Here is a 22,779-nt window from a genome sequence, read left to right on the forward strand (position 1 = left end):
GCGAGTTCGGCCTGCCCCCGAGAAGCGGCTCACCGGCGGCGCGGCCACCCCCGGTCGTTCACGGCGAACAGCGGTCGAAAATCGGTGGCCACCTGAAACAGGCCGACCCCACGCTGTACGCCATGGAAGAACCGCACCGACAGATCCGCGCACTCCACACGGCATCCACGATCACCGTCTACCAGGCGTACGCCCCTGAACTCGGCGGCCCCGCCGCCCGCAACGGCCGCTTTCCCTCCACGTGGCGGCGAAATCGCATGACGTGGATCAAACCGAGCTTCACATGGATGATGTACCGCTGCGGCTGGGGTACCAAAGCGGGGCAGGAGACGGTCCTCGCCGTCGAGATCACCCGCGAGGGCTTCGAATGGGCGCTGCGCCACGCCTGCCTGTCGAGCTACGTTCGCGGCCTGCACCCCGACCGGGCAGCCTGGAAAAGGGAGTTGAAGCGCTCGCCCGCTCGCGTGCAGTGGGATCCCGAGCGGGACCTGCACCTCAAGCCCCTGCCCCACCGGTCCCTGCAACTCGGGCTGTCCGGTGAGGCCGTACGGCGCTACGCGGACGAATGGACCGTCTCCATGCGCGACGTGACCCCGCTCGCCCACGAGATCCACGCACTGGTCCGCAACGGCGACCTGGACTCCGCCACCCGACTGCTGCCTCAGGAACGCCCCTACTCCCTCGGGAGCGAACTCCTCGCCCGTCTACAGGGATGACGGGCCGACTCATTCGACATACCGCGGCTGCACGGGGGACTCATGGCAGCACCGGCTCGGCCGGGCGTTCTCCACAGACGCGTTCTCGCAGTTCATAGGTGCGTAGCAGCGCCGACCACATGCCTCAGGGGGCACACATGGGCACGTTCAGGCGCGTCAACCTGTTCTACGGCGTCGACCACGAGCAGGTGTACGCAGCGTTGGAGGAGTTCTGGCACCAAGAGGAGCACACGCTCGATCTGAAGAACGTCCACGACGTCAACCTCGATTCCTACGCCCTGCACGAGCGGCGCGGCGACTGGACCGTGCTGGAATGGACCCGAGGTTGGGAGTGGGTCCTGCGCCGGCGCGCCCAGCTTCACGTTTCACGCGCCTACGACTGCCCGGGCCTGCTGGTCTTCATCTACGACGACGATTTCTGGGGCTGCGAACTGTTCCACCACGGCGGAACGATCGACCAGTTCCAGCAGGAGACCGGCATCATCGGTCCGTTCTTCGACGATCTTCCGTGCCAGGGGCGCCCCGACCTCCTGCTGGCCCAGTTCCCGGCTCTGGACCTGGACATCGAGCATGCACGGGGCTATCTGACCCACTACAGCATCGACGACCCCAAGTACGCGGACATCGACTGGGAGAACGAGCACGACCCTCTCAACAGCCCCGTCCGTCCGAGCGACGGGTACGGCCGCCTTGAAGGAGGCGTCTACTGGGACTTCCAGAACTTCCTCGGCGTCGACCACCACGCCCCGGTCTGGCGGAGGTTCACCACCTCGCCCCGGGAACTCGGCAGAACGGACAGATGATCGGCTTTGCCCGAGACGAAGGTGACTGCGCGCACCGCTGATCATCGTCGCCCGGATCGCCCCCCGTACGACGCCCGCGAGTCACCCCTGTGCCCGCTCCTCGCACGGAGCACAGAACGCGCTGCCAGCGGGCCCCGGCCCGGGCTTCCGTCCTGGTTACCCTCCGGTCACGTTGACCTGCGGGGATGAGGCGACCGTATCTCCTTCGACGAGTGGATTTGCGAGACGGTGATTGCTGGCTAGAGTCGTCTCGTCACAACTGGTTGTGGGGACGACCAGGGTGCTTTTCGGCTGCCAACGTCCTGGGGAGGGCCTGCAGCACATGAGTCGTCGCTCCACTGGTTTTGTCGGCGTCTGGGCTGAGATGCAACGGCAGCAGCAGCGTCAACGGGAGGCCGAAGCCAGACAGCGGAGACAGCAGGAACAGCAGGCGCGGGCGTACCAGCGGCGAGCTGCCCAGAGTCACCGCGACTACCGGCAGGCGGAGGCTCTACGGCGTACGGAGGAGCTGGACGCGCAGGTCGCGTCGCTGCAAGGTCTTCTTGCCGCGGGTTGCCGGGCCCCGGCCTTCAGGGCCGCCGCTCTCCTGCGGCCCGAGGAGGTCCAGCCCTTCGCCCCAGGGCCGTTGGCGCAGCCGGTGCCCATGCCGGATTTCGATCACTACCAGACGCAGAACGGCTGGACCGCGAGTCGCCGGGCCCAGGCGCAGGCCGAGGCACGAGCACGCTTCGAGCGGGACCGGCAGGCGGCGCAAGCCGCGGAGGCCCACCGGCAGCAGCAGTTGGCGGCGTACCGGCGGGAGTACCAGCGGTGGGTCGATGCTCAGCTGGCCGATGTACGTCGCCACAACGCCGGCGTCGTGGCGACGACCGAGGGCGTGAGGCGCCGCGACGCCGACTCGGTGATCGAGTACTTCTCTGCCGCCCTCTACGCCTCGACGGCCTGGCCGGAGGGTTTCCCGCGCCAGGTGGCAGCGGCCTACGACCCCGCGGCCCGGCAGTTGGTGCTGGACTGGGAGTTGCCCGCCTACGGCATCGTGCCGGAGGCCAAGGCCGTCCGGTACCTGGTCGGGGCCGACCAGGACAAGGAGACTCCCCGCCCGGTGGGCCAGCGCCGCGCTCTGTACAGGGAGGTTCTGGCTCAGTGCATGCTGCTGGTCCTGCACGAGCTGTTCGCCGCGGACGAGCTGGACGCGCTCGAATCGGTGACTTTGAACGGCTTCGTCGACGGGCACGACCCCACGACGGGCCGGCCGGGCCAGATCTTCCTCGCGACCGTCATGGCCTCGCGCTCCTCGTTCCGTGACCTGCACCTGGCGCAGGTCGACGCGTGCAGTTGTCTGGCCGACGGTCTGCGCGGGCAGCTCTCGCCCCGGCCGGACCAACTCGCACCGGTACGGCCGAGCAGGCGGCCGCAGGACGTCGGGAGCCGCGTCGCCGCCCACGGCAGCGACGAGGGACCGGACCTCTTCGCCATGGACCCGATCGCCTTCGAGGATCTCGTTGCCGATCTCTTCCGCGCCATGGGGATGCAGGCGGTGACCACGCAGCGCTCCAACGACGGCGGTGTGGACGTCGACGCCCTGGATCCGACACCGATCCGGGGCGGCAAGATCGTCGTGCAGGTGAAGCGCTACCGCAACACGGTGCCGCCCACCGCTGTGCGTGACCTGTACGGAACCGTGCAGGACGCCGGTGCGAACAAGGGTGTCCTGGTGACGACGTCAGGGTTCGGCCCCGGCTCGCACGCCTTCGCCAACGGCAAGCCGCTGGAACTCGTCTCGGGCGCCGAACTCGTGGACCTGCTGCATCGCCATGGGCTGCGTGGGCGGCTCGGCGAAGGCGGTCGGCAGGTCGCGGCACAGCCGACGCCGTCCGTGCCGGACACTCGGCTGCCGGACGAATACAACATCCTGGGCATGGCGTGGACCGGGAGCGTCGCCCTGGACGTGTGCGCTCTCGTCTGCCGCGGCAACCGGGTCCTCAGTGACGATCACTTCGTCTTCTACAACAACCCGCGGACTCCGGACGGTTCGGTGCGCGCTCTCCCCGCCACCGCACCCGACAAGGCCGCGATCTGTGTGTCCTTCGACGGACTGCCCGACGACGCCGACCGGCTCGTGCTCGTGGCCGCCATCGACCCGGACACCGACCCGGACGCCGACCTCTCCGGTTTCACGGACGCCTGCATCCGCCTGCTCGACCCGAGGCTGGCCGAACTGGGACGTCTGGACGTCTCCGACGGCCGGCCGAACGAAACCGCCCTGGTGCTCGGCTCCTTCCGGCGAAGGGCGAACGGGGACTGGGACTTCGTCCTGGGCGGCAAGGGCTACCCGGGCGGCCTGGAAGAACTCGTCCAGGACTTCGGCATCGAAGTCGAGTAGCTCCACCCGGGGCCGGAGTTGCCGGGCCGGCGACGCCACACGCGGAGCTCGGAGCTCAGATGTTGCTCAGACCGCTTGTCCGGCGGCCGTCGTGCTGGTCAGCTCTACGCACGCCTGAGCGACACCGGGCGCTCATCGCCGAAGGGGGCCCCATGGATCGTGTCCGGCAGACTCCACCCGAAAGCCCTGCCCTGGTCAGGTGGGCGACTGTTGCCGCGTACGCCGTCGCCGCCGTCGTCCATCTCGTGACGGCGGGACTGCTCATCGGTGGCGTGCTGTTGATCGTGCTCGGGTTCCGCACGGTGGTTCAGCCGATGCTGGGTTTGATACTGCTGGGCCTGGCGCTTCCGCTGTGCCCGCGCCCCGGCAGGCTGGATGCCGAACTGCCCACGCTGCGGCACGCGGACGCCCCGGTCCTGTTCGGTCTGCTGGACCGGATGGCGGACGCGACCGGGGCGCGACGCCTCGACTCGATCCAACTCGGTCCGGAATTCGCCGTGACCGTCACGCGCTACGGTGTACGCCGCAAGCGGTGCCTCGTCCTCGGCCTCCCGCTCTGGGCCGCCGGACCCACCCAGCAGTCGATCGCCGCCATAGCCCACGCTCTGGGGCACCTCGCCGGTCACGATCTCCGGGACGACGCGTTCGTCGGGTCCGCACTCAAGTCCCTTGACGCTGCGGCCCGGACGATGCGCGCCAGGACCAACCCGTACGTCAGATCAAGCGTCCCCGCCCATTCCTGGCAAGCGGGCAAAGTGGCAACGGGCGCAGCACGTTTCAACGCCCGGACCTGGACGAGTGAGTGGGCGCTCGCGATCCCGAGGGCGGCGGTGGCCGCGACGGCCCGCCTGCTGCGCCGGCTCACCCTGCCGGTCGCACGCCGTGCCGAGTTCGCCGCGGACGACGTGGCCGCCCGTACGGCTTCCACCGAGGCCGCCGTCGCCGCACTGCTGGACCGGGACCTGGCGCGCGCGGTCGGCTTGGAAGTGCATCGCCTGGCCATCCGGGCCCGGACGCTCACAGGCGACCGCTCCGCGACGGCCGCACCGGAGGAACTCTGGGACAAGGCCGCCCGCTGTGCCGAGAGCCTGCGCGAACAGCGGGGCCGTGGCGAAGCCACCGATCCCGAGGGCGGCGGTGCCGCGGCCGGCACCGCCGGCCTCCCGTCCGAGACCCTGCGCATGGATCGGCTGACCCGGGCTCCGAGACACAGCGCGACGATCGCGCTCGACGAACCCGACCGGAACCGCATCGAGGACGAACTCCGCCTTCCCGGACAGGCGTTGGCGCGCAAGGTCGTGCGTGATTGCGTCCCGCTGTCAGGCTGAGCGGAGGCGGTCACGGCGGGAACAGCCATTCCATCGCGGCAAGGCTCTTGTCGACGTACTTGTCCTGTTCCGTCTCGATGCCGTGTGCGAGGTCCTCGAAGACGCTGCACCTGGCATAGAACACGGCACGCTCGCCGATCGCCGCGAGGTCGTCGGCGTCGGTTCGACAGCTGTCGACGGCGGCGCGGGCGGCGGCGGGGCCGAGATCGCGGTAGATCAGTCCGAAGTCGTGGGCCGGATCGACGACGGCCGCGTCGCTCCAGTCGATGACGCCGGTCACCGTCCATGTGGCCGGGTCGACGAGAACGTGTTCGATTCCCAGATCGTTGTGGGAGAACGTCGGGGTGCGTCCGTCGTCCGGTGGTGCGGCCTCCAGGAACGCCTCGACGGACCGGCGGTGCGCCGCCGGTACCCGCCCGGCCACCGCCACGTAGTGCTCCGCGGCTTCATGCCGCCACTCGGCCGGCGGCTGGTGGTCCACGTCCACCAGACCGTCGAACCGATCGACCGGAGCGGCGTGCAGCGCTGTGAGCAGCTCGCCGAGCGCGGCGGCGATGGACGTGGCGTGGAGCGATCGCTGATGCAGCGGCATGTCCAGCAGTGGCACACCGGGGAGCTTGCGGTAGGCCAGACATCCATGCTCCGCGACCGTGAACGTCGGTTCGGGGACGGGCAGCGGCGAGATCTCGGCGACGGCGGCGAGCACACGGGCCTCTCGGCCCACGAGGGCGGTCCGCCTCGCCGGGTCGGGCTCCTTGCTGAAGCGCACGATCAGCTCGCCGTTGATCTCGTACGCCAGGTTGTCCAGTCCCTCGCCGAGCGGCACGACGGATTCGATCCGACGGTCGAGCATGTGCGTGGCCACGACGCTGCGGACAACCGCGACGCGGTCGCGGCTGCGACTGGTCATCCGCCGACTTTATCAATCGGTCGCACGAGGCCGGCAGTGGTCGTCGGGTGACCGCGCGACCGTCGGCGCGGGCCCCTGAATATCCATTCGCCCCGCGAGGGGAAGCGTCTTACCCTCAGCCCCATGAACAAGCCCCTCGTCGCCATCCTCAGCGGTGCCGGCGTCTCCACGGACTCCGGTATCCCGGACTATCGCGGCCCCAACGGGCTGTGGCGGCGGGATCCCGAGGCCGAGAAGCTTGTGACGTACGAGTACTACATGGGTGATCCGGAGATCCGGCGGCGGTCGTGGCAGATGCGGCGCAAGAACCGGGCGCTGACGGCCGAGCCGAACGCGGCGCACCTCGCCGTCGCCGAGCTGGAGCGGGCCGGGGTGCCGGTGCGGGTGATCACGCAGAACGTGGACGGGCTGCATCAGCTCGCCGGGCTGTCCGCCCGCAAGGTCGTCGAACTGCACGGCACCGCACGGAAGTTCGTGTGCACGAAGTGTCATGTGCGCGGGTCCATGGAGGACGCCCTGGCCCGGGTCGAGGCGGGTGAGGACGATCCGCCGTGCCTGGAGTGCGGCGGGATCCTCAAGTCGGCCACCGTGATGTTCGGCGAGCGCCTCGACCCGGTCGTGCTCGGTGACGCGCTCGCCATCACCAAGGCCTGCCAGGTGTTCATCGCCGTCGGCACCAGCCTCCAGGTGCAGCCCGCCGCCGGGCTCGCGGGGGTCGCCGCGGACCACGGGGCACGGCTGGTCATCGTCAACGCCGAGCCGACGCCGTACGACGAGATCGCGGACGAGGTCGTACGGGAGCCGATCGGTACGGCGCTGCCCGCGCTGCTGCGCGAGCTCGCCGGTGCGGACGACCGGGCCTAGAACAGGGCCGTTCCGCGTTCGAAGTCCAGCAGGCGCTGCTTGCGGTCCAGGCCGCCGCCGTAGCCGGTGAGACCGCCGCTCGCGCCGATGACGCGGTGGCAGGGGACGATGATGCCGACGGGGTTCTTGCCGTTGGCCAGGCCCACCGCGCGGGAGGCCTTGGGGTTGCCGAGGGCGTCGGCCAGTTCGCCGTACGTACGGGTCTCGCCGTACGGGATGGCGCGCAGCTGCTCCCAGACGGTCTGCTGGAACGGCGTTCCGGTCAGGCGCAGTTCGAGGGTGAACTCCTTCAACTCGCCCGAGAAGTAGGCCTCCAGCTGTTCCTCGGTCGCACCGAAGGCGGTGGCGTCGTGCGTGCCGAAGGACTCCTCGGGCGGGCGGTGGCGCTGCTCGGTCATGTAGAGGCCGCTCAGCACGCCGTCGTCGGCGACGAGCGTGAGGGGGCCGTACGGACTGTCGACGACGGTGTGGTGCCTGATGGGGCTCATGGTGGATGTCCTTAAGCGGGCAGGAAGTTGATCGGGTGGCTGTCCGTCGCCCAGAGGTACTGGACCGCGTAGGCCCGCCAGGGGCGCCAGGCCGCCGCGCGGGCGGTCAGCGCCGCCGAGGTCGAGGGCAGGCCCAACTCCTGTGCGGCGCGGCGGATTCCGAGGTCGGTGGCGAGGAAGGCGTCGGGGTCGCCCAGGGCGCGCATGGCGATGACGTCGACCGTCCAGGGGCCGAAGCCGGGCAGGGCCAGCAGGCGCTCCCGGGTCTCCTGCCAGTCGCCCTCCATGCCCAGGTGGATCGACTTCTCGGCGAGTGCGGTGACGAGGGTGGTGAAGGTCGTACGGCGGGTGCGGGGCATCGCCAGCGTCTCGGGGTCGAGGCCGGCCAGTGCCTCGGGGGACGGGAACAGGTGGGTGAGGCCGCCCTCGGGGTCGTCGACCGGTTCGCCGTACGCGGTGACCAGCCGGGCCGCGTGGGTGCGGGCGGCGGCCGTGGAGACCTGCTGGCCGAGCACGGCCCGTACGGCGAACTCCGCCTCGTCCACGGTACGGGGGACCCGCCGCCCCGGGGCCTTGTCCACCAGGGGCGCGAGGACCGGGTCCGTGCGCAGATGGTCGTCGACCGCGACCGGGTCGGCGTCCAGGTCGAGCATGCGGCGACAGCGGCTGATGGCCACGGGCAGGTCGCGCAGATCGCTGAGGGTGAGGCGGCAGGCGATGTGGTCGGGCCGCGGGGCCAGCCCCACGATGCCGTGCCCGTACGGCAGCCGCAGCGTGCGCCGGTAGGCGCCGTCCCGCCACTCCTCCACCCCCGGTACGGCCGTCGCCGCCAGGTGGCCGAAGAGGTTGTCGGGGTTGAGCGGGGCACGGAACGGCAGGCGCAGGACGAGGACACCGGGGGTCAGGGCGGTCGTCGTACCCGGGCGGCGGGCGCGTAGTTCGCTCGGGGCCAGCGCGAAGACCTCGCGGACGGTGTCGTTGAAGGTGCGGATGGACGAGAACCCGGCGGCGAAGGCGATCTCCGCCATGGGCAGCGCGGTCGTCTCGATCAGCAGCCGGGCGGTCTGGGCGCGCTGCGCGCGGGCGAGGGCGAGCGGTCCGGCGCCCAGTTCGGCGAGCAGCTGGCGTTCGACCTGGCGGGAGCTGTAGCCGAGCCTGGCGGCCAGGCCCGGTACGCCCTCGCGGTCCACCACGCCGTCGGCGATGAGCCGCATGGCGCGGGCGACCAGGTCGGCGCGCTGGTTCCACTGCGGGGATCCGGGGCTGGTGTCGGGGCGGCAGCGCTTGCAGGCCCGGAAGCCGGCCTGCTGGCAGGCGGCCGCGCTCGGGTGGAAGGTCATGTTCTCGGGCTTGGGCGGCACGGCCGGGCAGCTGGGCCGGCAGTAGATGCGGGTGGTCACGACGGCGGTGAAGAACCAGCCGTCGAAGCGCGCGTCCTTGGACTGGACGGCGCGTACACAGCGTGCCCGGTCGGTGTGCATCCCGTTGTTCGGCATGTGTCCAGCATCCGGCACGGGACGGGCCGGGGCTGGCGGGAATCCGACATCAGCGTCGGCTGGGCAGGACGTCCGCGGATCACCGGGCCGGCCGGGAGTGCCGGCCGGTCAGCCCGCTCCCTCCTGGCGGGAGAGCAGCGCCCAGATCACGAACAGGTCGATCGCGATCATGGTGATCGGCCAGAAGACCGCGTACGGCAGGAACAGGAACTGCGCGACGAGGCTGAGCGCGGCGAAGCAGATGCCCGCGATCCTGGCCCAGGCCATGCCCTTGAGCAGGCCTCCGCCGGTGACGGCCAGCAGCACTCCGATGATCAGATGGATCCAGCCCCAGCCGGTGAGGTCCAGCGCGTAGGCGTAGGCGCCGGTACGGACGAAGACGTCGTCCCGGGCGATCGCCGAGATGCCCTGGAGGGCGGACAGCACACCGCTGCACAGCATCAGGACACCGGCGAAGGTGACGCCGCCGCTGACCCAGCTGTCCCGCTCGTGCGGCTCGGCGGTGCCGTCCGGCGGCCGGTTCCAGGCGGTGCCGATGTCGTCGCCCCGGCCGCGGCCGGGGCCGCCGCTCGGGTCGCCGGTGGGGTGGACTGGATCCTGGCTCATGCGGTCGTCCTCTCGGGTCCCCCCTGATGCGGTCCCCCGCCGAACGGCGGTCCCCCCTTGGCCGGCGGTCCCCCGTCGGCCGGTGCCCGCCCCGCGTCCGCCTCGTCCAGGAAGTCGACGACGCACAGCGCGAAGAGCAGGGCGAGAGCGAGGCCGATGACGACCCAGCCGGTCGGGTACGACCACAGGACGTACGCCAGGACCGCCGCGGCGACCAGGATCCAGGTGATCCAGACGCGGAAGCGGTGCACGAACGGCCCGACCGGCCCCGTACGCATTCCCGCGCGGTCGGCGGTGGTGCGGGCCGCGCCGATGCCGGAGTGCCAGAGCTGCCGTACGAGACCGGCGTGGCGCTGGGGTCCGGTCAGCCAGGAGGCGACGGCGATCACCACGCACAGGGCGACCACCGCGCGGACCGAGGTGCGCAGGAAGCGGGTGAGCGCGTCGTACACGGACGAGGCGGCCGGCTGTGAGACACCGCTCGGCAGGTGGTCGAGGTACACGACCCGGAAGACGGTCAGTGCGATGCCCAGCAGGAGCGTGGCGAAGCCGAAGCAGAGGGCCGCGACGATCAGCGTGCGGCGGCGGTGGGCGGCGAGCAGGACGCCCGCCGCGACCAGCAGCACCGCGAGGACGGGCAGCCAGTCACCGGCGATCTGGAGCAGCCGGAAGTAGGTCTTGACCTTGCCGATGTCCTTGGACTGGACGACGGTGATGTTCGTGTGGATCTCGGGGATCTTCCCCGCGACCGTCATGCCCGAGTCGACGAGGCGGGTCTTGACCTGGTCCACGACCGGGGCGAGGTCGATGGTGACCGCGTCGTTCTCCAGCTTCACCGCGCCGCCGCCGCTGCCCGTCAGCGCCTTGTCCAGACTGCTGTGGATCCTGCGGTTGGCCTCGGTCCAGATCCGTGCGAAGACGTCGGAGGCGGCGACCGCCTTCGCCTTGTCGTGCACGAAGCTGCTGACCGCGCCCTCCAGGGAGTTGCCCAGTTTGCCCAGGGCCTTCTCCAGCAGGGGCCGTTGGGCCGGAGCCGCCCCTTCCAGCAGTGCGGGCAGGTCGAGGTGCTGCATCACGGCGTCGGTGACCCGGGTGGCCACGGCGTTCTGGATGTCGGGGTCGGAGGCGAGCGGGGCGACCGTCTGCACATAGCGGTCCGTGTCGCCGACGACGCTGGAGGTCCAGGCGGCGAGCACGCCCAGCGGGGCGAGCAGACAACCGAGGACGATCAGCACGGTGGCGACGAACGCGCGCGTCCGGTGGTGCGCCGGGGGCGGGGCGGACCGTCCCGCCTCCAGCGCCGCGATCCGCGAGCGCAGCTTGTCCAGTTCGGCGTGGGAGACGTCCGGGCCGGGTCCGTCCCGGCCGGATCCGGCCCTGCCCGGTCCACCGGGGTCGGGGCCACCCCCGCCGGGTCCACCCCGGTCGGACGGGTCCGGGCCGGAGGCGGGACTGTCCGGCATGGCGGCCTCCCTCGTCCATCGGTGCTGCGGGTCCGGTGGATGCAAGGAGATCCCGCCCGAGCGGCGACGGCGAGCCCTGCGGGCCGTCCGGGTGAACGGGCCCGCAGGGCCGTGGAGCGGGTCGCGGGGTGGGGTGCGAGGTGGGGCGCGGAGCCCCGGCTCACATATTGATCATGTGTCCGGCCAGGCCGTGCACCGCCTCCTTGACCGCCTCCCCGAGGGTCGGGTGGGCGTGCACGTTGCGGGCGACCTCGTGGACGGTGAGGTCCCACTGCTGGGCCAGGGTCAGCTCGGGCAGCAGCTCGGTCACGTCGGGGCCGATGAGGTGACCGCCGAGCAGCTCGCCGTACTTCGTGTCGCTGATCAGCTTCACGAAGCCGGTGGTGTCGCCGAGGCCGTGCGACTTGCCGTTCGCGGTGAAGGGGAACTTCGCCACCTTCACGTCGTAACCCAGTTCGCGGGCCTGGGCCTCCGTATAGCCGAAGCTGGCGATCTGCGGCTGGCAGTAGGTGGCCCGCGGGATCATCACGTAGTCCAGTTCCATGGTCTCCGCGTCCGCGAGCGTCTCGGCGGCGATCACGCCCATCGCCTCGGCGGCGTGCGCGAGCATCAGCTTGGCGGTGACGTCGCCGATGGCGTAGATGTGCGGCACGGAGGTACGGCAGCGGCCGTCCACGTCGATGGCACCGCGCTCGGTGACGTGCACCCCGGTGTTCTCCAGGCCGTAGCCGGTGACGTTGGGCGCGAAGCCGATCGCCTGGAGGACCTTGTCGGCCTCCAGTACCTGCTGGGTGCCGTCCCTGCCGGTGACCGTGACCCGGACCTGCGGGCCCGACTCGTCGATCGACTCGACCCGGGTCGAGGTGAGCACGCCGATGCCCAGCTTGCGGTACTGCTTGGCGAGTTCGGCCGAGACCTCGACGTCCTCCAGGGGCGCCACACGGTCCAGGAACTCGACGACCGTGACCTGCACGCCGTAGTTGTGCAGGACGTAGGCGAACTCGATGCCGATGGCGCCGGCGCCCGCGATGACGATCGACTGCGGCAGGTCCTCGGCGAGGATCTGCTCCTCGTACGTGACCACCCTGGACGTACGGCGGGTGCCGGGGAGCAACCGGGGTGTGGCGCCGGTGGCGATGATGCAGTGATCGAAGCCGATCGTACGGACCTCGCCGTCGTACCCGGCGACCTGGAGGGTGTGCGCGTCGAGGAAGGTGCCGCGGCCGTCGAACTCGGTGATCTTGTTCTTCTTCATCAGGTAGTGCACGCCCTTGACCCGGCCGTCCGCGACCCGGCGGCTGCGCCGGAACGCCTCGCCGTAGTCGAAGGAGACCTCGCCGTCGACCTTGATGCCGAAGGTCTTGGCCTCACGGGTGACGATGTGCGCGAGTTCGGCGTTGCGCAGGAGGGCCTTGGTGGGGATGCAGCCCACGTTGAGGCAGACGCCGCCCCAGTACTTCTCCTCGACGACGGCGACGCGCTTGCCCAGCTGGGCCGCGCGCACCGCGGCGACATAGCCGCCGGGGCCCGCGCCGAGGACCACGACGTCGAAGCGATCGTCCTGCTCGACCATGAGGAATTCCTTTTCGGTCTTGGGTCTCTTCGTACTGCCCGTCGTACCGTCGCCGGAACGGCACGTCGGCCGGAGCGGGCGGTGAGGTCTGCCCCCGCGCCTCACGGATTGTTTCGTCCCGGCCCCGTTCCCGCCACACGGTCCGGCGGCGCGCCGCGTGAGCGAATCGGTTCGAGCCGTTCGGCGGGCGGCCGGGGCCGGACGGCGGCGCGCGCGGCGAACCGGGTGAGCCCGGCGGGCCGCGGCGGACCGGGCGGTCAGTAGACGTCGCGGACGTAGCGCTTGTCGGCGGCGAGTTGCTTGACGTAGGCCGCCGCCTCGGCCTCGCCGAGCCCGCCGTGGACGGCCGCGATGTCCCGCAGGGCCTGGTCGACGTCCTTCGCCATGCGCGAGGCGTCGCCGCAGACGTAGAAGCGGGCGCCGTCCTGGAGCCAGGACCACAGCTGGGGGCCGTGCTCGCGCATCCGGTCCTGTACGTAGACCTTGGCGCGCTGGTCGCGGGAGAAGGCGGTGTCGAGGCGGGTGAGGGTGCCGTCGGCCCGGAAGGCGGCCAGCTCCTCCTCGTAGTAGAAGTCGGTGGCACGGTGCTGCTCGCCGAAGAAGAGCCAGTTGGGGGCCCGGTGACCGACCGCGCGGCGCTCCTCCAGGAAGCCGATGAAGGGCGCGACACCGGTACCGGGGCCGATCATCACGGCGGGGGTGCCGGAATCGGCGGGCGGACGGAAGTGCGGTGCGCGCTGGACGTGGACCGGCACCGGGGTGCCGGGCTCGGCGTCGGCGAGGAACGGGGAGCAGACGCCGTGCCGGGGGCGGCCGTGCAGGTTCTCGTACCGGACGACGGAGACCGTCAGGGAGACCAGGTGCGGGTCGGTGAGCGGGCTGGAGGAGATGGAGTACAGGCGCGGCTGCAGCCGGCCGAGGACCCCGGCCCACTCCTGCGCGCCGGCCCGGACGCCGAACTCGGCGATCACGTCCACGGCTTGCCTGCCCCAGGACCACTTCGCCAGCTCGCCCTTGTTGTCCGGGCGCAGCAGCCGCTTCAACTCCCGTGGGTCGCGGGCGCGTTCGGCGACAAAGCGGAGCAGGTCCGGGGTGATGCGGGTGATGTCCAGATGCCGCAGCAGGGCCTCGCCGAGGGGCATGTCGCCCAGTCCGTCGAGGTGCACGGCCGGGCCCGCGGCGGACGCGCCGAGCGTGCCGTCCGGGCCGGGCACGGCGCTGTCCAGGCCGGTGACGGTCAGCCACTCCCGCACCAGGGCAGGAGAGTTGAGCGGACGGACACCGAGGGCGTCGCCCGTCTCGTAGACGAGCGGGGTCTCGCTGTCGCGGGTGTCGAAGGTGAAGCGGCGCACCTCCTTGTCCGAACCCGGGCGGCTCAGCAGGCGGTTGCCGGTGAGACGGGCGGTGACCGGGGCGGGCCGTCGGGGGCGGGGGGCGGTCGCGGCGGGGGCCACGGGGACGGCGGAGGCGGGTGCCGTGGGGGCGGGGGCCTGGTCCACGGAGGCGAGGGCGGCGAGCACCTGGTCCAGCCAGGCCTCGGCGCTGCTCTCGAAGTCCGGTTCGCAGTCCGTGCGCGGGGCGAGGCGCAGCGCGCCCAGCTCGTCCATCCGCAGGTCGAGCCGTCGGCCGTGCCCGCAGAAGTCGTCGTACGAGGAGTCCCCGAAGGCGAGCACGGCGTAGCGGCGCCCCTCCAGGCGCCGGGCGTCGGGGGCGGTGAGGCTGTCCCAGAAGCCGGTGCCGTTGTCGGGGGCGTCGCCGTCGCCGAACGTGCTCGTGATCAGCAGGAGGTCGGCGTCGGAGGGCAGTGCGCCGGGGTCGGTCTCGTCCATGGCGACGAGGGACGCGGTGTGGCCACCCGCGCTGAGCCGGTCCGCGGTGGCGGCGGCGAACTCCTCGGCGTTCCCGGTCTGCGAGGCCCACAGGATCAGCACCTCGCGGGCCGGGGCCGACGGGGCCGGGAGCGCCGGCGGGGCGGCGGCCGCGGTCCGCGAGTACATGCCGGCGAGGGTGCCGTTGACCCACAGGGCGTGTTCGGGGGTGAAGGGCGCGTCCGGCGGGAGCACCGGGACACCGGGCGCGCCGGAGGGGATCCCGGCGAGGAAGCCGGTCAGGTACAGGCGCTCGCGCTCGGAGAGCACCGGCGGCGGTGCGGGGGCGAGACCGAAGGGGGACGCGGACGCGGCGAGGGCGGTGGTGGCGGCCGGGCCCTCGGTGGTGGCGTCGGGGGCCGGGACGGCGGCCGACGCACCCCCGGCGGTCGCGACGGCGGTCGGGGGCTGCACCGTGACGGGCGTGGACACCCTGGTGAGGGACACCGCGCACACCTTGAACTCGGGCTGGAAGGAGAGCGGGTCGACGGCGTCGCTCGTCACGGCGTTGACGCTCAGGTACTCCCCGAACAGGTCGTTCCAGTGGAACGGCGCGAAGCACGCTCCCGGCAGCACCCGGTCGGTGACCACCGCGGGCAGTACCGCGCGGCCCCGGCGCGAGGCGACCTCCACCGAGTCGCCGTCGGCGATGCCCAGTGCGGCCGCGTCCTCGGGATGCACCTCCACGAACGGTCCGGGGTCGAGCCGGTTCAGCTTGGCCACCTTCGCCGTCTTGGTCAGCGTGTGCCACTGGTGCTGGAGCCGGCCGGTGTTGAGGAGATACGGGTAGTCGTCGTCCGGCAGCTCGGCCGGCGGCAGGTGCGGGCGGGCGTGGAAGACGGCGCGGCCGCTCGCGGTGGGGAAGGTGAGGCTGCCGTCCTCGTTCACGTAGCGCACGGGGTTGCGGTCGGGGCCGTCGGCGGTGGCGGCCGGCCATTGCACGGGGGTGGAGCGCAGCCGCTTGTAGCTGACTCCGCGCAGGTCGTAGCCGGTCACCGGGTTCCAGGCCCGCTTGATCTCCTCGAAGATCTGCTCGGCGTCGGTGTAGGAGAACGCGTCCTCGTAGCCCATCGCGCGGGCCACGGCCGCGATGATCCGCCAGTCGGCCGTCGCCTCGCCCGGCGGGTCGGCGGCGGGCTGGGCGAGGGTGAGGTTGCGCTCGCTGTTGATCAGGACGCCCTCGGTCTCGGTCCACAGGGCGCCGGGCAGGACGACGTCGGCGTACGCGTTCGTCTCGGTGTCGGTGAAGACGTCCTGGGTGACGACGAACTCGGCGGCCTCCAGTCCCTCGATGACCGTCCTGCGGTTGGCGACGGAGGCGACCGGGTTGGTGCAGATGATCCAGCAGGCCTTGATCTCGCCGTCGGCCATCTTGCGGAACATCTCGACCGTGCCCTTGCCGACGCCGTCCGCCCTGATCGTGCCCGGCGGCAGCTCCCACAGTTCCTCGGCGAAGGCGCGGTCGGCGTCGACGAGTACGGACCGCTGGCCCGGGAGTCCGGGACCCATGTAGCCCATCTCCCGGCCGCCCATGGCGTTGGGCTGGCCGGTCAGGGAGAAGGGGCCGCTGCCCGGGCGGCAGATCGCACCGGTCGCCAGGTGCAGGTTGACCAGGGCGTTCGTGTTCCAGGTGCCGTGGGTGGACTGGTTGAGGCCCATCGTCCAGCAACTGGTCCACTCCCCCGCCTCGCCGATCAGCCGGGCGGCCTCGCGCAGGTCGTCCTCCGCGACGCCGGTGATCTCGGCGACGGTGGCCGGCGGGTAGTCGGCGAGGAACTCGGGCATCGCCTCCCAGCCCTCGGTGTACGCGGCGACGAACGCGGGGTCGGTGTGGCCGTTCGCGTGCAGCAGGTGCAGCAGGCCGTTCAGCAGCGCCAGGTCCGTGCCCGGCTCGACCTGGAGGAACAGGTCGGCCTTGGCGGCGGTCGCGGTGCGCCTCGGATCCACGACGATGAGCTTGGCGCCCGCCGACTTCACCCGGTCCATCATGCGCAGGAACAGGATGGGGTGGCAGTCGGCCATGTTCGAGCCGATGACGAGGAAGACGTCCGCGAGGTCGAGGTCCCGGTAGGAGCCGGGCGGGCCGTCCGCGCCGAGCGACAGCTTGTAACCGGTGCCCGCACTGGCCATGCACAGCCGGGAGTTGGACTCGATCTGGTTGGTCCGCAGGTAGCCCTTGGCCAGCTTGTTCGCCAGGTACTGGGCCTCCAGGCTCATCTGCCCGGAGACATAGAGGGCGACCGCGTCGGGCCCGTGCTCGTCGACGATCGCCCGCAGCCGTCGCGCGGTCTCGGCGATCGCCGCGTCCACGGGCGCGGGCTCCGGCTCCTGTCCGCGGTCGGGCCGCACCAGGGCCGTGGTCAGCCGCCCGGGGGCGGAGAGCAGGTCGGCGGTGGTGGCGCCCTTGGTGCACAGCCGGCCGAAGTTCGCGGGGTGCTCCTTGTCGCCGGACGCCTTCAGCACCGTACGACGGCCGTCCGGGCCGCGGCCGATGTCGAGGACCATGCCGCAGCCGACACCGCAGTACGAGCAGACCGTCCGCACCTTCGACGTGCTTGCGTTCCGCGAGTCCGGCGCGGTCACGGGCGCCCCCTCTCCGATGATCGGCCCGGCTTCGACCTTCCGTGACCGTACGGAGAGCGGATTACACGCACGTCTCGTGGGCTGATCACCGGGGGTTAATCCCGGCGCACACGCGGGCGGCGGCCGGTGTGAGCGGGCGGCGGGCCCGGCCGCCGCCCGGCCCGCGCCCCAGGTCGGACCCCCTCAGCCGGGGTCGGCGGCCGCGGCGAACGCGTCGTACGCGCTCTCGTCGAAGAGGACGAAGCGGACCTCCTCCACCGAGGTGTCGGCGGCGCGCACGGTCTGAACCGCGATCCGGGCGCCGTCGTCCATCGGCCAGCCGTAGATGCCGGTGGACACGGCGGGGAACGCGACGGTACGGGCCCCGAGCTCGTCGGCCACCCGCAGGGACTCGCGGTAGCAGGAGGCCAGCAGTGCCGAGCGGTCCTCGCCGGCCGACCAGACCGGGCCGACGGTGTGGATCACCCAGCGGGCGTCCAGTTCACCCGCGGTGGTGGCGACCGCCTGGCCGGTGGGCAGGCCCTTGCCGTAGTGGGAGGCGCGCAGGCGTCGGCAGTCCTCCAGGATCGCGGGGCCGCCCCGCCGGTGGATGGCGCCGTCGACGCCACCGCCGCCGAGCAGCGAGGAGTTCGCGGCGTTGACGACGGCGTCGACGGACTGGCGGGTGATGTCGCCCCGGACGAGCGTGATCGTGGTCATGCCCGCCTCTATACCAGCTCGGTCGCCGGACGCGGTCGCGCACACGGGCGCGGCAGGCGAGGCCGACCCGTCAGGCACCCGGGCGCGCCGGGCGAGGCCGACCCGTCAGGCACCCGGGCGCGGCGGGCGAGCCCAACCCGTCGGGCACCCGGGCGCGGCGCGAACGGCGGCCCCCGTCAGGGCTGTTGCCGCAGCCTGCGCCAGACGGCCTTCGCCGCGTTGTGCCCCGACATGCCGTGCACGCCGGGACCCGGCGGAGTGGCCTGGGAGCAGATGAACACGGCCGGGTGCGGGGTGCTGTAGGGGTGCAGCGACAGTCTCGGACGCAGCATGATCTGGAGTCCGGAGGCCGCGCCCGTGGCGATGTCGCCGCCGACGTAGTTGGCGTTGCGGGCGGCGAGTTCGCGCGGTCCGGCGACGGCGCGGGCGAGGACGCGGTCGCGGAAGCCCGGCGCGAAGCGCTCCAGTTGGCGTTCCATGGCGTCCGTGAGGTCACCGGTCCAGCCGTTGGGCACATGGCCGTAGGCCCAGAAGACCTGCTTGCCCGCCGGGGCCCGGCCCGGGTCGACGACACTGGGCTGCACCGTGATCATGAACGGTCGCTCCGGTGCGCGGCCCTCCCGGGACGCCGCGCGCAGCGCCGCGCCGATCTCCGCGCTGTCCGCGCCGATCTGTACGGTCCCGGCGACCCGCGCCTGGGGCGCGGTCCACGGGACCGGTCCGTCCAGCGCGTAGTCGATCTTGAAGGCGCTGGGCCCGTACCGGTACCCCTCGTAGATACGGCCGAGGCCCGCGATTCGGGCCAGCGCGGTGGGCGAGGTGTCGAAGACGTACGCGCGGGCGGGCGGCAGGTCGTCGAGCCGCTTGACCTCGTAGTCGGTGTGCACGGTGCCGCCGAGGTCGCGCAGGTAGGCGGCGAGGGCGTCGGAGACGGACTGGGAGCCGCCACGGGCCACGGGCCAGCCGCGGGCATGGGCGGCGAGGGCGAAGACCAGGCCGACGGCTCCGGTGGCCACGCCGTCCAGCGGGGCCATGACGTGCGCGACGAGACCCGCGAACAGGGTCTTGGCCCGCTCGTCGTGGAAGCGGCGGGTCAGCCAGCTGGACGGGGGCAGGCCGACGAGTCCGAAGCGGGCGAGGGTGAACGGGTCGCGGGGCAGCGCGGACAACGGCAGGGACATGAAGTCGCGGACGAGGCCGTCCCACCGGGGCAGGAACGGCTCGACGAGTCTGCGGTACGCCCCCGCGTCACGCGGCCCGAAGGAGGCGGCGGTCTCGGCGACCGAGCGGGACAGCACGGCGGCGGTGCCGTCGGTGAAGGGGTGGGCCATGGGCAGCTCGGCGTGGAGCCATTCCAGGCCGTAGCGTTCGAGCGGCATCGCCCGGAAGGCCGGGGAGTTGATGCCGAGCGGGTGCGCCGCCGAGCAGGGGTCGTGCCGGAAGCCGGGAAGGGTGAGCTCCTCGGTGCGGGCTCCGCCGCCCACGGTGTCACGCGCTTCGAAGAGGGCCACGGAGAAGCCGCGGCGGGCCAGCTCCACGGCAGCGGTCAGCCCGTTCGGCCCCGCACCCACCACGACCGCATCGAGCATCGACGGCACCTTCGGACTCCTTCGTCAGCCGACGGCCACTGGACATCAGGATATGCAGGGGGTCCGACAGCCTTCACGGCGCGGGTGGGGTCGACGGGGTGACGCGGCGGGTGCGGCACCGACGCCGGACCGGGCTCGACGGGCCATGGACCGCTCACCGGCATCGGCACCGTGGACCGGCACCGTGGACCGGACACCTGATTCAGGCTCCCGCACGAGCCCCGCCGTCGGGCCCCGATCAGGCTCCGCCCGCCAGGAGCCCGCGCACCCGCAGGGCCGTGGCCGCGTCCCGTGCCGCCGTGAACGGCAGGGTGTTGCCGCCGGTGACCCGGAACGGCTCGCCGGTCAGGGTCAGATGGGCGCCGCCCGCCTCCTCGACCAGGAGCAGACCGGCCGCGTGGTCCCAGGCCAGTTCCCATGAGAAGGCCGTCGCGTCCAACTCGCCGCGGGCCACGGCGAGATACTCCAGTCCCGCCGAACCGCAGGGGCGCGGTGCGACTCCGTCCGCCCACAGGCCCAGCAGGGCGCGCTTCTGCTCTTCGGTGGTGTAGTCCGGGTGGGAGGTGGCGATCTCCAGGTCCCGGCCGGGTGCGGGCGGGCCGGCGAACAGCCGCTCGCCGTCGAGGAAGGCGCCGCCGCCCCTTACGGCCGTGGCCAGTTGGCCGCGGGCGGGCGCGTAGGTCCAGGAGGCGAGCGGGGTGCCGCGGTGCACGAGCGCGACCAGGGTGCAGAAACCGTCGTCCCCGTGGACGAACTGCCGGGTGCCGTCGACCGGGTCGACGATCCAGACCGGTGCGTCGCCCTGTATCGCGTCGTAGATCGCGGGGTCGGCGTCCACCGCCTCCTCGCCGACCACGACGGAGCCGGGCAGCAGGGCCGCGAGTTCCTTGGTCAGGTGGCGCTCGGCGCCCCGGTCGGCGTCCGTCACCAGATCGTGGGGGCCGCTCTTCTGGCCGATCTCGCTCGCGCCGAGCCGGCGGAAGCGCGGCATGATCTCGGCGGCGGCCGCTTCGCGGATCGCCTGTTCGACGTCGGCGGAGCGGCGGGCGAGAAACTCGTCGATGGTTTCCGTGTCTTGAATCATGCCTCCATAAGACCATGTACGACTGACAATCCCCGCCGGCCCGGTGTACGGCAGGTGGAATCACCATGAATACCCGGTTCCGCTTCCCGGCGCCTCCACGGTCCGCGTCCCGCCGCCTCCACGGTCCGCTTCCCGCCACGGCTCCGTCCGGCTCGGCGCTTGACCGGCTCTGCGCCGGGCCGACTCAGCGCCCGACCGCGTACCCCTGCATCCCCCGCGGGTTCGCCGCCGCCGACAGGATCCCGGTCTCCGGGTCCCGGGCGACGGCGCAGAGCCGGCCCTCGGACCAGGCGTCGGCGACGGTCACGTCATGGCCGCGCCGCCGCAGCCCCTCGACGACCCCGGCGGGCGTCCGGGACTCCACGGTGACGCTGCCCGGCCGCATCCCGCGCGGGTAGAAGGAGCCGGGGAAGGCGTCGTTGTGCCAGTTCGGGGCGTCGATCGCGCCCTGGAGGTCGAGACCGCCGCGCACCGGCCCGCGCAGCGCGACGGCGAGGAAGAAGTGCAGCTGCCACTGGTCCTGCTGGTCGCCGCCGGGAGTGCCGAACGCCATGACCGGGACCCCGTCCCGCAGGGCGAGCGACGGCGTGAGCGTGGTGCGGGGGCGGCGGCCCGGGGTGAGGGAGTTGGGCAGCCCCTCCTCGAGCCAGGCCATCTGGAGCCGGGTGCCGAGCGGGAAGCCCAGCTCGGGGACGACCGGGTTGGACTGGAGCCAGCCGCCGCTGGGCGTGGCGGCGACCATGTTGCCCCAGCGGTCGACCACGTCGAGGTGACAGGTGTCGCCCCGGGTGGCGCCGTCCGCACGCACCGCCGGTTCCGCCCCGGCGCCGACCGTCGGCTCGCCCGCGCCCATCGGGTTGAAGCCGGGGCCGTCGGCCGCCACCCGGTGCGCCTGCGCGCTCAGCCGCGGGGTGCGGCCGCCGGGACTGCCGGGCCGCAGCTCGTACGAGGCCTTGTCGCCGACGAGTTGCCGCCGCCCCGCGTTGTACGGCGCGGACAGCAGGTCGTCGAGCGGCACCTCGGCCGCGTCCCCGTACCAGGCCTCGCGGTCGGCCATGGCGAGCTTGCAGCCCTCGACCAGCAGATGGACGTACGCCTCGGATCCGTAGGGGGGCAGCTCGGGCGGGAGCAGGGCGAGCTGCTGGAGGAAGGCCGGGCCCTGGCTCCAGGGGCCGGCCTTGCACAGGGTCCAGCCGTTCCAGTCGTAGGTCACCGGCGCCTCGTAGGACGCGGACCAGCCGGCCAGGTCGGCGGCCGTGAGGGTGCCGGTGTGGTGCTCGCCGCTGGTGTCCAGGGCGGGCCGGCGCGCCTGCCGTACCAGCGCCTCGGCGACGAAGCCGGTGCGCCACACCTCGCGCGCCGCCTCGATCTGCGCCTCCCGGTCGCCCGCCCCCGCGACCTCGGCGAGCAGCCGCTCCCAGGTCGCGGCCAGGGCCGGATTGCGGAACAGCTCGCCCGGCCGCGGGGCCCGGCCGCCCGGCAGATAGACGTCCGCCGACGAGGTCCACTCGGTCTCGAACAGCTCCCGGACGGTCTCGACGGTCGCGCCGACCTTGTCCACGGGCGCGTGCCCGTCGCGGGCGTAGCCGATGGCGTACTTCAGGACGTCCGCGAGGTGCTTGGTGCCGTGGTCGCGCAGCAGCAGCATCCAGGCGTCGAACGCGCCGGGGACCGCGGCGGCCAGCGGCCCGGTGCCCGGGACGAGATCCAGCCCGAGTCCCCGGTAGTGCGCGACGGTGGCCCCGGCCGGTGCGACGCCCTGTCCGCACAGCACGCGTACCTCGCCGCCCGCCGGGGCGAGCAGGATCGGCACCTCGCCCGCGGGCCCGTTCAGGTGCGGCTCGACGACGTGCAGCACGAAGGCGCCGGCCACGGCGGCGTCGTAGGCGTTGCCGCCGTCCTCCAGGACGGCCATCGCCGACTGCGAGGCCAGCCAGTGGGTGGACGACACCATGCCGAAGGTGCCCTGAAGGGTGGGTCGGGTGGTGAACATGTGGCCCTCGTCTCACAGTCCGCACATGATGGCCGAGGCGGTCCGCACCATGGACCCGTACCCGGAGGACTCCGGGGAGCCGGTGCCGTGGCCGCCCCGCCCGCTCCCCCAGGAGTCTATCGACGCGCCGCGCCGCCACCGGGACGGCGTCCGCCACCGACCCCGGCACGCCCGAGCACCACCTTTTTCCGGCCACCCGCCCCGGTCCCTCCGCCGAGGGCACGCGGCCGACGGGTGAGACGGCGGACGTCTCACGCGCGCGCCTCGCGCAAGGGCCGCGAGGACCCTGCACCGGCGGTCGCCACCCGCGTCGTGTCGACACATCCCACACCT

16 protein-coding genes are annotated in these 22,779 nt (G+C 72.3%); 5 read left to right on the top strand and 11 right to left on the bottom strand.

What is annotated here, in order from left to right; genetic code table 11:
• Positions 1 to 122: 122 nt before the first annotated feature.
• The 4 genes from ACWC24_RS23935 to ACWC24_RS23950 all read left to right on the top strand — a co-directional run bounded on the left by ACWC24_RS23935 (position 123) and on the right by ACWC24_RS23950 (position 5,230).
• The gene (locus ACWC24_RS23935) at positions 123 to 716 is read left to right on the top strand and encodes a DUF4291 domain-containing protein (protein ID WP_450664900.1); all 594 of its coding nucleotides are present in this window, start codon (positions 123 to 125) and stop codon (positions 714 to 716) included.
• A gap of 137 nt (positions 717 to 853) precedes the next feature.
• The gene (locus ACWC24_RS23940) at positions 854 to 1,519 is read left to right on the top strand and encodes a hypothetical protein (RefSeq protein ID WP_450664901.1); all 666 of its coding nucleotides are present in this window, start codon (positions 854 to 856) and stop codon (positions 1,517 to 1,519) included.
• 322 nt (positions 1,520 to 1,841) lie between these two features.
• Positions 1,842 to 3,902, top strand: coding sequence for a restriction endonuclease (locus ACWC24_RS23945; RefSeq protein WP_450664902.1), 2,061 nt, complete (start codon positions 1,842 to 1,844; stop codon positions 3,900 to 3,902).
• A gap of 152 nt (positions 3,903 to 4,054) precedes the next feature.
• Positions 4,055 to 5,230: a hypothetical protein gene (locus ACWC24_RS23950; RefSeq protein ID WP_450664903.1), complete on the top strand. Its 1,176-nt coding sequence runs from the start codon at positions 4,055 to 4,057 to the stop codon at positions 5,228 to 5,230.
• A gap of 10 nt (positions 5,231 to 5,240) precedes the next feature.
• On the opposite strand, the gene ACWC24_RS23955 is transcribed toward ACWC24_RS23950, so the two are convergent.
• Positions 5,241 to 6,140, bottom strand: a complete 900-nt coding sequence (locus ACWC24_RS23955; RefSeq protein ID WP_450664904.1) for a phosphotransferase family protein — start codon at positions 6,138 to 6,140, stop codon at positions 5,241 to 5,243.
• Positions 6,141 to 6,263: 123 nt separating this feature from the next.
• Here ACWC24_RS23955 and ACWC24_RS23960 point away from each other — a divergent pair, with 123 nt between their 5' ends.
• The gene (locus tag ACWC24_RS23960; RefSeq protein WP_450664905.1) at positions 6,264 to 7,004 is read left to right on the top strand and encodes an SIR2 family NAD-dependent protein deacylase; all 741 of its coding nucleotides are present in this window, start codon (positions 6,264 to 6,266) and stop codon (positions 7,002 to 7,004) included.
• On the opposite strand, the gene ACWC24_RS23965 is transcribed toward ACWC24_RS23960, so the two are convergent.
• The 10 genes from ACWC24_RS23965 to ACWC24_RS24010 form a co-directional block, all read right to left on the bottom strand.
• Positions 7,001 to 7,483, bottom strand: coding sequence for a methylated-DNA--[protein]-cysteine S-methyltransferase (locus ACWC24_RS23965; protein ID WP_450664993.1), 483 nt, complete (start codon positions 7,481 to 7,483; stop codon positions 7,001 to 7,003). The genes ACWC24_RS23960 and ACWC24_RS23965 overlap by 4 nt on opposite strands.
• A gap of 20 nt (positions 7,484 to 7,503) precedes the next feature.
• Complete coding sequence (locus tag ACWC24_RS23970) at positions 7,504 to 8,973, bottom strand: AlkA N-terminal domain-containing protein (protein WP_450664994.1); 1,470 nt, start codon at positions 8,971 to 8,973, stop codon at positions 7,504 to 7,506.
• Between the two features lie 123 nt (positions 8,974 to 9,096).
• Positions 9,097 to 9,594, bottom strand: coding sequence for a DUF7144 family membrane protein (locus tag ACWC24_RS23975; protein WP_450664906.1), 498 nt, complete (start codon positions 9,592 to 9,594; stop codon positions 9,097 to 9,099).
• The gene (locus ACWC24_RS23980) at positions 9,591 to 11,057 is read right to left on the bottom strand and encodes a hypothetical protein (RefSeq protein WP_450664907.1); all 1,467 of its coding nucleotides are present in this window, start codon (positions 11,055 to 11,057) and stop codon (positions 9,591 to 9,593) included. The genes ACWC24_RS23975 and ACWC24_RS23980 overlap by 4 nt, the downstream gene beginning before the upstream one ends.
• A gap of 160 nt (positions 11,058 to 11,217) precedes the next feature.
• Positions 11,218 to 12,630: a dihydrolipoyl dehydrogenase gene (gene lpdA / locus ACWC24_RS23985; protein WP_450664908.1), complete on the bottom strand. Its 1,413-nt coding sequence runs from the start codon at positions 12,628 to 12,630 to the stop codon at positions 11,218 to 11,220.
• Between the two features lie 257 nt (positions 12,631 to 12,887).
• Entirely contained in the window at positions 12,888 to 17,081 is a 4,194-nt protein-coding gene (locus tag ACWC24_RS23990) for a molybdopterin-dependent oxidoreductase (protein ID WP_450664909.1), read from the bottom strand.
• 183 nt (positions 17,082 to 17,264) lie between these two features.
• The gene (locus tag ACWC24_RS23995; RefSeq protein WP_450664910.1) at positions 17,265 to 17,780 is read right to left on the bottom strand and encodes an O-acetyl-ADP-ribose deacetylase; all 516 of its coding nucleotides are present in this window, start codon (positions 17,778 to 17,780) and stop codon (positions 17,265 to 17,267) included.
• Positions 17,781 to 17,956: 176 nt separating this feature from the next.
• Positions 17,957 to 19,369: a phytoene desaturase family protein gene (locus ACWC24_RS24000; protein WP_450664911.1), complete on the bottom strand. Its 1,413-nt coding sequence runs from the start codon at positions 19,367 to 19,369 to the stop codon at positions 17,957 to 17,959.
• Between the two features lie 238 nt (positions 19,370 to 19,607).
• A complete protein-coding gene (locus ACWC24_RS24005) occupies positions 19,608 to 20,453 on the bottom strand; it encodes an inositol monophosphatase family protein (protein WP_450664912.1) in 846 nt (281 codons plus the stop codon).
• Positions 20,454 to 20,637: 184 nt separating this feature from the next.
• Positions 20,638 to 22,446, bottom strand: coding sequence for a gamma-glutamyltransferase family protein (locus tag ACWC24_RS24010; protein ID WP_450664913.1), 1,809 nt, complete (start codon positions 22,444 to 22,446; stop codon positions 20,638 to 20,640).
• Between the last annotated feature and the right edge of the window lie 333 nt (positions 22,447 to 22,779).

The sequence above is a fragment of the Streptomyces sp. NPDC001443 genome (assembly GCF_053597355.1).